General features: G+C 66.4%; 14 protein-coding genes. 7 read left to right on the plus strand and 7 right to left on the minus strand.

What is annotated here, in order from left to right:
* The first annotated feature begins 117 nt into the window (after positions 1-117).
* From ACZZZQ_RS04530 to ACZZZQ_RS04540, 3 genes are all read left to right on the plus strand, one after another.
* Positions 118-1548 (plus strand): coiled-coil domain-containing protein, encoded by a 1431-nt coding sequence (locus tag ACZZZQ_RS04530; protein ID WP_056276732.1) that lies wholly within the window; start codon positions 118-120, stop codon positions 1546-1548.
* A 111-nt stretch (positions 1549-1659) separates the two neighbouring features.
* Entirely contained in the window at positions 1660-2565 is a 906-nt protein-coding gene (locus ACZZZQ_RS04535) for an ABC transporter ATP-binding protein (protein ID WP_463506994.1), read from the plus strand.
* The gene (locus ACZZZQ_RS04540) at positions 2562-3392 is read left to right on the plus strand and encodes an ABC transporter permease (RefSeq protein ID WP_463506995.1); all 831 of its coding nucleotides are present in this window, start codon (positions 2562-2564) and stop codon (positions 3390-3392) included. The genes ACZZZQ_RS04535 and ACZZZQ_RS04540 overlap by 4 nt, the downstream gene beginning before the upstream one ends.
* Before the next feature lie 79 nt (positions 3393-3471).
* On the opposite strand, the gene ACZZZQ_RS04545 is transcribed toward ACZZZQ_RS04540, so the two are convergent.
* From ACZZZQ_RS04545 to ACZZZQ_RS04575, 7 genes are all read right to left on the minus strand, one after another.
* Complete coding sequence (locus ACZZZQ_RS04545) at positions 3472-4590, minus strand: fatty acid desaturase family protein (protein ID WP_053098710.1); 1119 nt, start codon at positions 4588-4590, stop codon at positions 3472-3474.
* A gap of 148 nt (positions 4591-4738) precedes the next feature.
* On the minus strand, positions 4739-5023 hold the full coding sequence (locus ACZZZQ_RS04550) for a hypothetical protein (RefSeq protein ID WP_295100509.1): 285 nt from the start codon (positions 5021-5023) through the stop codon (positions 4739-4741).
* 163 nt (positions 5024-5186) lie between these two features.
* The gene (locus ACZZZQ_RS04555; protein ID WP_463506996.1) at positions 5187-5588 is read right to left on the minus strand and encodes a Sec-independent protein translocase subunit TatA/TatB; all 402 of its coding nucleotides are present in this window, start codon (positions 5586-5588) and stop codon (positions 5187-5189) included.
* Positions 5585-6379 carry a twin-arginine translocase subunit TatC gene (tatC, locus tag ACZZZQ_RS04560; RefSeq protein WP_463506997.1) on the minus strand — a complete coding sequence of 265 codons (795 nt, stop codon included), beginning with the start codon at positions 6377-6379 and terminating at the stop codon, positions 5585-5587. The genes ACZZZQ_RS04555 and tatC overlap by 4 nt, the downstream gene beginning before the upstream one ends.
* Before the next feature lie 3 nt (positions 6380-6382).
* Positions 6383-6625, minus strand: a complete 243-nt coding sequence (locus ACZZZQ_RS04565; protein WP_056276723.1) for a twin-arginine translocase TatA/TatE family subunit — start codon at positions 6623-6625, stop codon at positions 6383-6385.
* Positions 6626-6667: 42 nt separating this feature from the next.
* On the minus strand, positions 6668-7642 hold the full coding sequence (locus tag ACZZZQ_RS04570) for an intradiol ring-cleavage dioxygenase (protein ID WP_463506998.1): 975 nt from the start codon (positions 7640-7642) through the stop codon (positions 6668-6670).
* Between the two features lie 89 nt (positions 7643-7731).
* Positions 7732-8862, minus strand: coding sequence for a low temperature requirement protein A (locus ACZZZQ_RS04575; protein ID WP_463508085.1), 1131 nt, complete (start codon positions 8860-8862; stop codon positions 7732-7734).
* A 353-nt stretch (positions 8863-9215) separates the two neighbouring features.
* Between ACZZZQ_RS04575 and ACZZZQ_RS04580 the strand changes: the two genes are divergently transcribed.
* The 4 genes from ACZZZQ_RS04580 (at position 9216) to ACZZZQ_RS04595 (ending at position 13997) form a co-directional block, all read left to right on the plus strand.
* Positions 9216-10748 carry a sugar transferase gene (locus ACZZZQ_RS04580; RefSeq protein ID WP_463506999.1) on the plus strand — a complete coding sequence of 511 codons (1533 nt, stop codon included), beginning with the start codon at positions 9216-9218 and terminating at the stop codon, positions 10746-10748.
* A 98-nt stretch (positions 10749-10846) separates the two neighbouring features.
* Entirely contained in the window at positions 10847-11995 is a 1149-nt protein-coding gene (locus ACZZZQ_RS04585; RefSeq protein ID WP_053098703.1) for a DUF1972 domain-containing protein, read from the plus strand.
* Positions 11992-13107 (plus strand): Gfo/Idh/MocA family protein, encoded by a 1116-nt coding sequence (locus tag ACZZZQ_RS04590; protein WP_053098702.1) that lies wholly within the window; start codon positions 11992-11994, stop codon positions 13105-13107. The genes ACZZZQ_RS04585 and ACZZZQ_RS04590 overlap by 4 nt, the downstream gene beginning before the upstream one ends.
* Before the next feature lie 2 nt (positions 13108-13109).
* Complete coding sequence (locus ACZZZQ_RS04595; RefSeq protein WP_200955152.1) at positions 13110-13997, plus strand: hypothetical protein; 888 nt, start codon at positions 13110-13112, stop codon at positions 13995-13997.
* Position 13998: the final 1 nt, after the last annotated feature.

A 13998-nucleotide genomic window follows, 5' to 3' on the forward strand; every position in this document is an offset into this window, starting at 1 on the left:
GCAACTAGGCTGTGTTACTGCTGATCACGCACCGGCCAGCCCACAGTCGGCCTCGCGACGGCACCATTTCTCATCACAGCTCTCAGTCCCTGTGACCTGCGCCGGAAAGGCCGACCCATGAGTGAATCCCCCGACAACGACCGGACCCCCGACTTCTTCGACAAGCTGATCGAAGAGACGCCGCGCGAGCAGTCCGGCTTCACGGCCTCGTTCCGCGGCTACGACAAGGCGGAGGTCGACTCGGCCCTCAGCACTCTGCGCAATCAGCTGAAGCAGGCGAAGGCCGACCTCGCCGCCACCGAGGCACGTCACGAGGACGCAGTCGAGGCGCTTCGCGAAGAAGAGCGCATCGCCCGCGAAGAGCTCGAGGCGGAGCTCCTCGCCACCAAGGCGAAGGCTGCCGAGACCGAGCAGCAGGTCGCCACCCTCACCAACGAGCTCGTCGACACCCCGCGCGCGGATGGCCAGGAGGCACCGTCGCGGGAGCAGTTCGAGGCGATCCTCCGGGTGGCCGAGGAGCAGGCCAACGTCCTCATCCAGAACGCCGCCGTGCAGGCCGACCGTCTGATGGCGGCCGCGCGCGAAGAGGTCACCGCACAGCGGGCCGAGGCGGATGCCGACGTCACCCGCATCATCGCGCACGCTCAGCACGACGCCGACCAGGTGCGCCTGAAGATCGACACCGAGTACACCGCCCACCAGGCGACGCTCGAGCGCGAGGCCGCGCACGCCGCAGAGCGGGTGCATCAGGCGACGCAGGAGGCCACGGCCATCCGCACCGAGGCGGAGAAGGGCGCTGCGGCGCTCCGCTCGCTCGTCACCCGCGAGACCACCCAGCTGCGCGCCGAGGCCGAGCGCGAGGTGCGCGAGATGAACGCCCGCGTCCTCGAGTTCGAGGAGACGCTCACCCGTCGGCAGGACGACGCTCAGCAGGAGTTCCTGGTGCTGCACAACCAGGCCGTCGCCCACGCCGAGCGCATCACCACCGATGCCAACGAGCAGGTGGCCGCTTCGCTCGATCACGCGCAGCGCATCTCGGCGAAGGCTGACGACTACGAGCGCCTGATGCGGTCGCAGGCGCAGACCATCGAAGCGGATGCTCAGGTGCGCGCCCGCGACACCCTGGACCGTGCCCGCGTGAAGTCGCAGAAGATCGTCGACTCGGTGACGGGTCACACGTCCGCCGTGCTGCGGGATGCCGAGGACCACGCGCGCCAGCTGCGCTGGCAGCAGCAGCAGCTCGCCAGCTTCATGGCCGAGGTGCGCGAGCTGATCCGCCCGGAGGGCATCTTCAGCGACGAGGCATCATCCGTCGGCTCTGCAGCGGCCGCGTCGCAGGTCGATGACGACACCGACGCCGAGACCGTCGAGGTCGAGGAAGCCGAGCTGATCGACGACTCCGACGACGCGGTCGACGAGGTCACCGGCGACGAGGAGTTCCGCGGTGACGAGGCACTGGAGGACGAGCTCCTCGACGAGAACGCCGAGACGATCGACGGCAAGATCACCATCGAGGTCGTCGAGTCCGATCAGAAGGCCTCCCGCTGAGCGACTTCTCCTGACTGACCGAGCGAGGGCGTGGGCGGATATCCGTCCACGCCCTCGCTCGGTTCACCCGTCCTGCTATCGCTCGGAGCCGTCAGCGTGCACGCTGTACCTATGACAGACAGCGTGATCGAGGTGCGGGATCTCCGCAAGGAGTACGGGGGTGCCGTCGCAGTCGACGGCATCAGCTTCGACATCCGCCGGGGAGAGACCTTCGCTCTTCTGGGCCCGAACGGCGCGGGCAAGTCGACGACCATCGAGATCCTCGAGGGCTATCGTCACCGCACGTCCGGCGACGTGCGCGTGCTCGGTGTCGACCCCCAGCGCGGCGGTCTGGCGTGGAAGGCGCGACTGGGGATCGTTCTGCAGTCCACCGGAGAGGCCGGCAACTTCACCGTGCGGGAGCTGCTCACCGAGTTCGCCGGTTACTACCCCCACCCTCGTCCGGTCGACGAGGTGATCGCCGCCGTGGGGCTCGAGCACAAGCAGCGATCCAGAGCGGGCAAGCTGTCCGGTGGTCAGCAGCGCCGTCTCGATGTCGCCCTCGGGATCATCGGACGCCCCGAACTCCTGTTCCTCGATGAGCCGACGACCGGCTTCGATCCCGAGGCCCGACAGCAGTTCTGGCAGCTCATCCGCACCCTGAAGTCCGAGGGCACCAGCATCCTGCTGACCACTCACTATCTCGATGAGGCCGCCCGGCTGGGCGATCGCGCGGCGGTGATCACAGACGGGCGCATCGTGGCGATCGGGAAGATCGACGAGATCGGCGGGCCCGAGGCGAGGACGCCGATGGTGCGCTGGAGGGATGCCGCCGGCGTGCGCCAAGAGCAGCGTACGAACGCTCCCGGCGCGGTCGTCTCCGAGCTTCAGCGAGCGGGCGGCGAGCCGGACGGCCTCGAGGTCGTGCGTCCCACTCTCGAGGACATCTACCTCGGCCTCATCCGTGAGCACGGAGCCGCATCCGATTCCGATCCGACCGCAGAGGCCCTGCGGGCAGATGTGGCGGAGTCCGCATGAACACCACGACTGCCACGCCGAACTTCGGGCTCGCTCGCACGGTTCGCCTCGGGGTGCGCCGCATCCCGTTCGAACTGCGTCAGTACTTCCGTGCCAGCGACCAGGTCTTCTTCACCTTCCTGTTCCCCACCCTCATGTACCTCATCTTCGCGACGATCTTCACGGGCGACATCGGCGAAGGGCCCGACAAGATCAGCATGGCGACGTACTATCTTCCCGGTCTCGTCGCAGGAGGCATCTTCCTCTCCGGGATGCAGGGCCTGTCGATCGAGATCGCAGTGGAGAAGAGCGACGGAACCCTCAAGCGGCTGGGCAGCACGCCGATCTCACCGGCGACGTACTTCATCGGCAAGATCGGTGAGGTCTTCGTCACCGCGATCCTGCAGATCACTCTGCTGCTGGTCGTCGCGGTCGTCCTCTATCAGGTCGAGCTGCCCTCGGATGCTGAGGCCTGGGGTCGCTTCGCCTGGGTCTTCGTGCTCGGCCTGCTCTCGTGCACGCTGCTCGGCATCGCGCTGTCGGCCGTGCCGCGGTCGGGCAAGACGGCGTCCGCCGTGGTGATCCCGGTCGTGCTGCTGCTGCAGTTCATCTCCGGCGTCTACATCGCCTTCACCGCGCTGCCGGAATGGCTGCAGAACGTCGCTGCGGTCTTTCCCCTCAAGTGGATGGCTCAGGGTATGCGCGCGGCGATCCTGCCCGAGTCGTTCTCCTCGGCAGAGCCGAGCGGATCATGGGATCTCGGGCTCGTGGCGGTCGCCCTCGCCGCATGGCTCGTGGTCGGCTTCATCCTCAGCCGCGCGACGTTCCGCTGGATCCGGCGGAACTGACCGTCTGGCATGCGAACGGCCCCATCCCGAAGGATGGGGACGTTCGATGTGCGGGTCGGCTGCGATGCCGCGAGAGTGTCTACGCCCGGACGAACTGGGCCGCTGCGGGGCAGTCGAACGGATCAGCACCGGCGGCGAGACCGACGCGGTTGAGGTACTCGATCACGATCGCGTACGACCGGCCGAGGCTGGTCTCGGTGTAGGGCACGTTGTTGGCGGCGCAGTAGTCGCGCACGACCTCGCGAGCCTTCGAGAGGTGCGGGCGGGGCATGTTCGGGAACAGGTGGTGCTCGACCTGGTAGTTGAGTCCGCCCATGAGCCAGGTGGCCCACCATCCGCCACGGATGTTGCGAGAGGTGCGCACCTGCTTCGAGAAGAAGTCGAGACGGGCGTTGGGATCGATGATCGGCATGCCCTTGTGGTTCGGCGCGAAGGACGCGCCCATGTAGACGCCGAAGACGGCGAGCTGCACACCCATGAAGGCGAATGCCATGCCGAGCGGCAGCATCAGGAACACAGGCACGAGGACGATCGCGAACCGGAGGGCGATGAGGCCCAGCTCGATCCAGCGGCCCTTGGCCTTCTTGCTGGTCACCAGGTGCTTCACGCCCAGGTAGTGGAGGTTCAGGCCCTCGAGCGTCAGCAGCGGGAAGAACAGCCACCCCTGCTTGCGCGTGATCAGACGGACGATACCGCGGGACTGCGCGGCATCGGTCTCGAGGAACGAGATCGTGTCGACCTCGATGTCGGGGTCCTTGCCGACCTGGTTCGGGTTGCCGTGGTGCTTGGTGTGCTTGGAGTCCCACCAGGAATAGCTGATTCCCACCACGCCGGCGGCGAGGATGCGGGCGAGGCGGAAGTTCGCCGGGCCCGTGGAGAGGATCTGACGATGCGCGGCCTCATGGGCGAGGAACGCCACCTGCGTGAGGATGATGCCGAGAGCCCCGGCCATCAGGAGCTGGAGCCAGCTGTCGCCGAGAAGGATGAAGCCGGTGATGACTCCGCCCAGAGCCACGGCGATGCCGGCGGCCACGAAGATGTAGAACCATCCGGCGCGCTGGAGGAGGCCGGTTTCGCGGATGACTTGCGAGACCTGCTTGTAGGCGTGGGTCATCGGAGGAATGTCCGCATTGCCCGAATACGTCTGACGTACCGGTCCGAGAACTGCGTCGGTCTTTTCGACCTGTGAAATGGAGATGTTGCTCTCCCGTCGATCGGAGCCCTTGAGCTGATGTGAAGCCCAAGGCAGATCGCCGAACGCTTAACTCAGGCTAACCCTGCCCTCATGCGATTTGGGGAATACATCAGCATCCCTTGACGATTCACAGTTCCCCCGCATGGAACGGTCAGGCGCGTGCGCGACGCGGTCGGCTGCGGAGGGCGCGGCGAAAGGGAGAGCTGAGGCTACGCGGGCGAGATCTCGGCGCATTCGCGCTCTCGAGGGCGTCACGGGCGGCATCCAGCGACTCGAACGAGCCGAGGTCGTCACCGCGCTGGTCGCGGGCGACATGCGCGGTGCCGTCGAATTCGACGAACCCGGCGAACTCGCCGCCGCGGGTCGCGACGTGCACATCTGTGTCGGCCTGTTTCCAGGTCAACGGATCGGAAGGAGGAAAAGTGGTCGTGCTCATGGTGATACTCATTGCTGTGTGACGGGCACGCGTTGTCGCGACCCGCAAGATGTGAGATCGAAGGCGGATGCCGCGCGCATCGATGCGCTTGGTCCGTAATGGCCCTGATCAGTGGCTTCGTGGTGGCCTAGAGGGCGGCCAGAACTCACGTTGCTCCATCAGTCTAGCAGGTCGGCGCCGCGCACGCGGGCCTCCGCCTCAGCGGGCTCCCACACGCGCCGTGGATGACCGGACGATCCAGCCACGATCCAGCGCCCCTCGGGCTCCGGCTGCGGGGCCTCAGCGGCTTTCGAGCCGTCCGGCTCCTCCCCGCACCCCACGCCTCGCGGATGATCTGCCTCGGGTCGTACTGCCGAGGATCCACGGCGGTCCATTCCTGGCGGATGCTCGCCACTCCGGCCTCCTGCTCGGCTCGCCGCGCCGCCTCGCCGACGGTGAGCGTCACCCGGCGGACGAGGGCGCCGAGACGGCCCGCATACTCCGGCAGTCGCCGAGGACCGATGATCACGGCTGCGATCAGCGCGACGAGGAACAGCTTCTCGATCGTGAGTCCGAACATCGTCATGCCTCCGTCGTGCCGACGGCCGACTCCCCGACCCTGCGGTCATGCAGCCATGCGAGCAGCAGGGCGATCAGGAACAGCAGGGTCATGGGGATCGCGATCAGGAACATCGACAGCACGTCGGCCGCGGGGGTCACGACCGCACTGAAGAGGACGATCGCGACGACGACGAGACGCCAGCTCCGCGCGATCGCCGCCGCCGACACGACACCGAGCAGGTTGAGCATCACGACGAACACCGGGAGCACGAAGGCGACCCCGGTCGCGAGCACGATCTTGAGGATGAAGTCGACGTAGTACGACGCCTGCAGCAGCGTGCTGTCCTCGGTCGAGGCGAAGCTCGCGAGCAGCTCGACCATGTGGGGGAAGAGAAGGAAGCCCATCAGGCATCCGCCGACGAACAGGGGAACGGATGCCGCCAGGAACCCGAACGTGTACCTCTTCTCTCTGCTGGTCAGACCCGGAGCGAGGAACGCGAGCAGCTCGTGCATCCAGACGGGACTCGACAGCGCGACACCGGCGAAGAGCGCGATCTTGAGCCGAAGGTCGAAAGCCCCGGTGATGCTGTCGTAGTTGAGGCTCGCATCGCGCGATTCGGCGAGCGCACTGATCGGTGCTCGCACGACCTCGAGGATGTGGTCCGAGAGGAGATACCCGGCGACCACCCCGGTCAGGAGCGCCGCCGTCGCACGGAACGAGCGCGTGCGCGCCTCCCGCAGGTGCGAGGACAGCGGCATCCGGGCCAGGGCGGGCGCGGTGCTCGCCTCGACGGCATCAGCGGCGAGCGAGGACACGGTTTACTCCGCGGGCCGCAGGACGGGCTGCGGGAGGTCTGCGGACTCCCGAGCGTCGACACGGTCCCGGCCCCTCGGCGTCGGCTCGACCCGTGCCTCGTTCGAAGGCTCGGCGACCTCCGATCTGAGGATGCGCATCGACTGGCCGACGCTCTTGGCGAGGGCGGGGAGCTTCGCGGCGCCGAAGACGAGGACGACGATCGCGAGGATGATCAGGGCGTGCCACCCTGTGAGGTTCTGGAGCATGGTCTCTGTTCTTTCGCGTGGAGGGGTTGTCGGGGTTCGGGTTCAGTCGGACGGCGGCTCGCCGCCACCACCGGGGCCGCCCGCGCCGCCCGACGGCGCGGAGCCTGCGCCGGGCGTCGTGGCCGTGTCGACGCCGACCACGAGCGTCGCGGTGTATCCGCTGCCGCCGCCGGTGACAATGGCCAGCTGAAGGGCCCCGGAGTCGTCGCCGAAGACGTTGTCGCCGGAGAGGCTCGTCTGCGACAGGTTCTGCGTCGAGCCCGGGTAGCGGGAATCGGCGTAGACGGTGGCGCAGACATCTTCGGGCAGTGCCAGCTGGGACGTGGCGATGGCGTTGGCCGAGTCGGTGATCGAGGCGAGGTCGGGGTAGACCTCGAAGTGGATGTGCGGCCAGCGGCCCGAGTAGCAGCCGGGGAAGATCGACGTGAACGAGACCTTCCCCTCGGCATCCGCCACCTGCACTCCACGGAGGTAGGTGACGTCCTCGAGCCCCGACGAGTACATCGAGTACTCCCCCTCAGCCGTGCAGTGCCATGCGTACACCGCGACGCCCTCGAAGGGGACGCTGCCGTTCGCGAGGTCGACCACCTGGAACTCGAAGGTCAGCGGGATGCCGTCGGCTGTCGCCGACCCGTCGATCGACGTCGTGATGTCCTGTCGCACGATGCCCGAATCCTCGAGGACGTCCGGTCCGTTCGATCCGTCTCCGGGGTAGGGACCTGCGGTCTCGTCGGGTATCTCGCCGGCCGCTGTCGTGGTCGACGATCCGGACGTCGTCCCCGTATCGCTCGTCGATGTCGACTCGCTCGTGCTGCCGCCGCCCGACGGGGCGCACGCGGCGAGCACCATCGCGCCCACCCCGAGTCCGGCGAGTCCGAGAATGCCGCGGCGCGTCACCAGGGTGCGGATGTCGAAGGCGGCGCCCTGATCCACGACCTCCTCATCGGCACGGTCGAGCAGCCGCCCCTCGTAGGTCGGGCCCTCAGGGGTCTGTACGGGTTCGGGGATGCGGCTCATGATCGTGCTCCTCTCGATGTGGATGGGTGTCGATGTACCCATGGTCACGGAGGAGACGATCAGCGAGCTATGCCGCGTCTATGCAGAATCTATGGCTCTCGACGCACCGGCGGATGGAGGACGAGGACGACCACGATCACCACGAGAACGAGGGCGCTGACCGCCACGGGGATAGGCAGCAGGGCGTCGAGGAGGACGACAGCCGCACCGACCGGCACGACGGTGTTCACCACCCTGTCGGCGTTCTCGCGGATCGCGATCCACCAGACGCCGAGCAGGAAGATCGCGATCGGGATGGTCACGGTGAACGACGCCTGGATGGTGGAGAGATGGCTCTCCCCTATCAGGACGTCGAGTTCGACCTCGATGCCCGCCGAGAAGGCGGCGGCCGCGGCGAAGACGAGATAGTGCGTGTACCCGTAGCGGAGCGAGCGGCCGAACGTCGTGATCGCCCTGTGGTGCGGCGCCCAGAAGTAGATCCACCAGAGAGACGCGGTCACGACCAGGGTCAGCACGGAGATCGAGATGAGAGGGACGAAGGAGTCGAGTTCGTTCTTCGCGTCGATGATCGCATTGGCGGAGGCGAGGAGGCTCTCGCCGAGCACGATCAGGGTGAACAGCCCGTAGCGCTCGGTGATGTGATGGGGATGCCAGGGCGTCTGTCTGCGGTGCTCGGCGAACACGGGCACGCTGACCTCGACGAGAGCGAAGACCACGAAGGCCACGAGCTGGAGGGGGCCCGACGGGATGAGCAGGAAGAGCACCCAGAGCACCTGCACACAGGCGATCCCGATGGCGTACCGACGCGCGGCGGCCTTGAGATCTCCCGCACCGCGGGACGCCCGGAGCCACTGCGCGATCATGGCCACGCGCATGACGATGTAGCCGATCACCGGGACGGTGAAGTCCCCCTCCTCGAACGCCGCGGGGATGCCGGCAGCGAGCACGAGCACTCCGCCCATCTGGATGATGGTGGTGACGCGATACAACCAGTCGTCTGTGTCGAAGGAGGTGGCGAACCAGGTGAAGTTCATCCACGCCCACCACACCGCGAAGAACACCATCGCGTAGGAGGTGATTCCGTGCACGAAGTCGCCGTGGCTCAGCGCGTGGTGCAGCTGGGCCGAGGCGATGCTCACCGCGACGACGAAGACGAGATCGAAGAACAGCTCGAGCGTGCTGGCCGTGCGATGAGGCTGAGCCGGATCCCTCGGCAGCATGCGGCTGAGACGGAATCGAGGCGCTGAAGTGGTGGTCACGCGGTCAGAATATCGGGGCCATTCTCCGACTAAGCAGATGTACCGGAATACAGGTTGATCCACTCCCGTGAATTATCTTCCCTTGAACGTTTGGTTCCGCTAGAGTGAACGAAGTCTGCAGTGCCTGCTGCCAGCACCACCGTGTGGGACGGTGACCGCAACCCGTGATGTGGGATCACGGATGCAGCAGGACCCGAGGGGTCGGGAACGCAGACGATGCCATGGACGTGGGGTCCGTGGTCTGGGGAATATCTGGGGATAACTATGGCGCACTGGGGAATTCTGCGTACATTCAAGGCTCAAGGGGCCTCGGCATGACTTCCGTCGAGGATGCTCTGAGCATCACTCGCGCGGGTTCGGTCTTCACGCCGATCTCTGCTCCGCGAGCCGCGAAGTCGGTCACGCGCACGGTGGTCACACCGCGCGTGTCCGCAACGTTGGAGCGACGTCGCCAGTGGGAGCGGCGTTATCGGATGCGACTGCGGATCACGGATGCTGGGGTCATCCTGTTCGCGGTCGGAATCACAGCAGCGGTCCAGATGATGACCGGTGTCGCAGGGGAAGAGGCCCTGCGCAACGGCATTCTGCTGGCCACGCTCTGGTATCTGATGCTCGGCGCGCTGCACACCCGTGACGCAGCGCTGTTCCGCGCCAGCGCCACCGAGTACCGCGGTGTGGCACACGCGAGTGGATTGGCGTTCGGGATCATCGCCATGCTCAGCGTCGTGCTCGGCTGGCAGACGATGCAGCTCGTGCTGCTCGTCGGCCTGCCGCTCGGTGTCCTCACACTGCTCGTCACGCGCTGGGCGTGGCGGCACTGGCTGACGGCGCAGCGTGCGCGAGGTCGTTTCGCCTCGCGCACGCTCGTCGTCGGCAACCGCGACGACGTCGAGTACGTCATCCGCACCCTGCACCCGATCGGCGCCTCCGGGTACCAGGTGGTGGGCGCGACGCTGCTCGACGGCAACGCGCGAGATGTCGAAGCACGCGGCGAGCAGTTCCCGGTGCTCGGCAACGTCAACTCCGTCTCCACCGTGGCTGCCGAACTGGGCGCCGACACGATCATCGTCGCAAGCCGCCCAGACGGCGAGCCCGACTTCGTGAAGCACCTCAGCTGGCAGCTCGAGGGCACCGCCGCAGAGCTCGTGCTCTCGAGCCGCCTCACCGATGTCGCGGGCCCGCGCATCTCCTTCGCTCCTGTCGAAGGTCTTCCGCTGATCCAGGTGCAGATCCCCTCGTACGAGGGCGGTCAGCACGTGCTGAAGCGCGCACTCGACATCGCCGTCGCGTCCGTCGCTCTCATCCCGATCGCACTCATCACGCCGATCCTCGCGCTCCTCGTCAAGCTGGACTCGCCCGGACCGCTGTTCTTCTCGCAGGAGCGCGTCGGTCGCGACGGTCGCACCTTCAAGATCATGAAGTTCCGCTCGATGAAGACCGACGCCGAGCAGCAGCTCGCGACGCTCAAGGAGCAGAACCAGGGAGCGGGCCTGCTGTTCAAGATGAAGGACGACCCCCGCGTCACGCGGGTGGGCAGGATCCTGCGCAAGCTGTCTCTCGACGAGCTGCCGCAGTTCTGGAACGTCCTCATCGGCGACATGAGCGTCGTGGGTCCGCGCCCGCCGCTGCCCACCGAGGTCACCGCCTACGACGGCACCGTGTTCCGTCGGCTCTACATCAAGCCGGGCATCACGGGCCTGTGGCAGGTCTCCGGGCGCAGCGATCTCTCGTGGGACGAGAGCGTTCGCCTCGACCTGCGCTACGTCGAGAACTGGTCGGTCATGAACGACCTGCAGATCATGTGGCGCACCGCCAAGGTCATGGTGCAGCCCAGCGGGGCATACTAGGTACAGAACACTGTGGTTCGGTCTGCCGGGGAGGCGGATGCAGGGCCGTGATGCAGTGAAATGGGTGCGGGAGCACCCGACATGAGGGGGAAATCACCGTGCCATCAACCGTTCGGATACTTGGCACCCACGGCGTTCCTGCCGCCTATGGCGGCTTCGAGACGGCGGCCGAGAACGTCGGTCTGTATCTTCGCGATCAGGGGTGGAACGTCATCGTCTACTGCCAGCTCCCGGGCGAGGGTCCGACCACGGTCGACGACTGGAACGGTCTCCAGCGCGTGCTCGTGCACGAGCCACGTGAAGGCTGGAAGGGCACGTCGGCATTCGACCTGACCACGATCCGTCACGCGATGCGCGAGCACATCGACGGCGACGTCTGGCTGACCTTCGGCTACAACACCGGTGTCTTCGACGTCTTCCCGCGGCTTCGGCGGATCCCCAACGTCATCAACATGGACGGCATGGAGTGGACACGCAAGCGCTGGGGCATCGTCAAGCAGGGAATCCTGCTGGCGAACGAGCGTCTCGCCGGCTGGGTCGGCGATGTGCTGATCGCCGACCACCCCGTGATCGCGACGTATCTGCGGCGCCACTTCGGCACGCGGCGCGTTCAGACCATCACCTATGGCGCCCACGAGGTCGTCGATGCTCCGACCGCCCCCGTCGAGGAACTCGGCCTCGTGCCCGGCAGGTATGCGACCGTCGTCTGCCGACCGATCCCCGAGAACTCCGTTCTCGAGATCGTGCAGGCGTGGTCGGCCACCTCACGGGGAATGCCGTTGGTGGTCGTCGGCCCCTACGGCGAGGACGACCCTTACCACGTGGCTGTGCGGGCGGCGGCATCCGATGAGGTGCTCTTCCCCGGTGCCATCTTCGAGCCGGAGCGGATGCGGTCGCTCCGGTTCCACTCCGCTCTCTATCTGCACGGTCACACTGTCGGTGGGACCAACCCCTCGCTCGTCGAGGCCATGGCCGCAGGCAACCCCGTGATCGCTCACGACAACTCTTACAACACCTGGGTCGCAGGACCCGACAACGCCTACTTCACCGGAGCCGACGATCTCGCCGGCCTGCTCGACGACGTGCTCTCCGATGACAGCAGACGGCAGCGCATGGGCGCCGCCAGCCGCGACAGGTTCCACGCGGAATTCACCTGGACCAAGATCGGCGCCGAGTACGAGAAGGCGCTACAGACGGCACTCGCGCGACGAGGCCACACGCATCAGCAGACAGGGGTAAACGCATGATCGATGTCGCGGTAGTCGGACTGGGGAAGATGGGACTGTCCCACCTGTCGATGATCAAGGCCCACCCAGACGTGAATCTCGTCGGAGTGTGCGATGCGACGGGGTACCTTCTCGACATCCTCGCGAAGTACACGGGGGTCACGACATACAAGGACCTCGACAAGATGCTCGACGAGGCTCGTCCGCAGGCAATCATCATCGCGACGCCGACGCACCTGCACGCCGGCATGATCCGGCGGGCGCTCGAACGCGGCATCCACGTGTTCTGCGAGAAGCCTCTCGTCATCGACCCCGCTGACAGCATCGAGCTCACCGCACTCGCCGAGCAGAAGGGTCTGGTCACACAGGTCGGTTACCACAATCGGTTCGTCGGCGCCTTCCGCGAAGTCAAGCGACTCCTCGACCTCGACGCGATCGGCACCGTGAACACCGCGCTCGCCGAGGCGTACGGCCCCGTCGTGCTCAAGCCCGCCGGGCGCACCTGGCGAAGCGAGCGAGCGACCGGTGGAGGGTGCCTCTACGACTACGCGGCGCATCCGCTCAACCTCCTCACCTGGTACCTGGGCACACCGGAGTCGGTGAGCGGCAGTCAGCTGACGAGCATCTTCTCCGCCCAGATCGACGACGCTGTCGCGAGCACTCTGCACTACCCCGACGGCACGGCGCAGATCATCTCCAACTGGTCTGACGAGTCGCAGCGCAAGATGACCACCAAGATCACGCTGTGGGGCACCAACGGTCGCATCTACGCAGACCGCCAGGAGATCCACGTCTACCTGCGAGACACGGCGACGATCCCCGAGGGATACCGTGTCGGTTGGAACGTCCGATACACCACCGAGCTCACCGAGGCACCGTGGTTCTATCTGCGCGGCGAGGAGTACAGCGCCCAGCTCGACTCGTTCGTGCAGCGTGCGCAGGCCGGTGCGTCCGCCGGCACGAACGACTTCGCGTCGGCCGCGGTCACCGACAGGGTGATCTCCATGATCAGCGAGGACGCGGTGCGCGAGGACTCGCGCCTCACCTCTGACGCAGCATCCGATCTCGCAGTGAACACCGCACCGAAGGGGCGCATCGCGGCGGCATTGACCGCGCTGCGCGGAGGGAAATGACCATGACGACAACCACTCGAACGATGGACCGGCTGCTGTTCGGTGACAACCAGTTCTTCGGCGTCAATCACATGTCAGAAGAGAAGGCACGGGCGCAGCAGATGCGCTTCCAGGACACAGACGCCATCATGAGCGTCCTGGACGCCGCGTACGACGAGGGTGTCCACACCTTCATGTGCACCACTCACGACCGGATCGCCGAGGTGACGGACCACGTCCGCGCGCACCCCGATCGTTACTCGGACATGACCTTCTTCCCGTGTATGCCGTATGCGCACAAGTACGCCAATGCGGTGACGGAAGACGGCTTCCTCGGCGCAATCCGCAAGTTCCTCCCGGAGGAGGGACTCCTCGACAGCATCGCTCGCGGCACCTCCTCGCTCGCCCGCAAAGACATCGAGGGCGTGACGACGCTGCTCATCGACGCCGAGATGAAGATGTTCGAGGGCCTCGACACCCCCGTCATCTGGCTTCAGAACGTGGTCGTCGATCTGCTCTCGGGGCTGGGCTTCACCGACGCGTTCCGCATCTTCGCCGATCACGTGCGCAAGCGCTACAACGCGGAACCCGGTTTCATCACGATGAACCTGCCTCGCCTGCTCGACGACCTCGACAAGGCCGGCGTCGAGAACCCGATCGTGTGCTCGAACATCAACAAGCTCGGCTTCCGTATGTCCGGGGGCGTCGACGCCTACCGCGAGGCGATGGACAAGCGCCCGTTCCGCGCGGTCGCGATGTCGGTGTATGCCAGCGGTGCCATCCCGCCGCGGGAGGCCATCGAATGGGTGACCTCGCTACCGAACCTCGAGTCGATCGTCTTCGGCGCATCGAGCAGGGCGAACATCGCGTCGACAGTGAGTCTCGTCGACGAATACTGGCCGCAGCGCTGAC

The organism is Microbacterium sp. AC132 (assembly GCF_979258525.1).

Bases quoted from the DNA above. Each gene is read 5' to 3' on its own strand.
- ACZZZQ_RS04570 (WP_463506998.1), bottom strand. From the start codon at position 7,642: ATGAGCCGCATCCCCGAACCCGTACAGACCCCTGAGGGCCCGACCTAC.
- ACZZZQ_RS04590 (WP_053098702.1), top strand. From the start codon at position 11,992: ATGATCGATGTCGCGGTAGTCGGACTGGGGAAGATGGGACTGTCCCAC.
- ACZZZQ_RS04550 (WP_295100509.1), bottom strand. From the start codon at position 5,023: ATGAGCACGACCACTTTTCCTCCTTCCGATCCGTTGACCTGGAAACAG.
- ACZZZQ_RS04535 (WP_463506994.1), top strand. From the start codon at position 1,660: ATGACAGACAGCGTGATCGAGGTGCGGGATCTCCGCAAGGAGTACGGG.
- ACZZZQ_RS04555 (WP_463506996.1), bottom strand. From the start codon at position 5,588: ATGACGATGTTCGGACTCACGATCGAGAAGCTGTTCCTCGTCGCGCTG.
- ACZZZQ_RS04565 (WP_056276723.1), bottom strand. From the start codon at position 6,625: ATGCTCCAGAACCTCACAGGGTGGCACGCCCTGATCATCCTCGCGATC.
- ACZZZQ_RS04575 (WP_463508085.1), bottom strand. From the start codon at position 8,862: ATGCTGCCGAGGGATCCGGCTCAGCCTCATCGCACGGCCAGCACGCTC.
- ACZZZQ_RS04580 (WP_463506999.1), top strand. From the start codon at position 9,216: ATGACTTCCGTCGAGGATGCTCTGAGCATCACTCGCGCGGGTTCGGTC.
- ACZZZQ_RS04540 (WP_463506995.1), top strand. From the start codon at position 2,562: ATGAACACCACGACTGCCACGCCGAACTTCGGGCTCGCTCGCACGGTT.
- ACZZZQ_RS04595 (WP_200955152.1), top strand. From the start codon at position 13,110: ATGACGACAACCACTCGAACGATGGACCGGCTGCTGTTCGGTGACAAC.
- ACZZZQ_RS04530 (WP_056276732.1), top strand. From the start codon at position 118: ATGAGTGAATCCCCCGACAACGACCGGACCCCCGACTTCTTCGACAAG.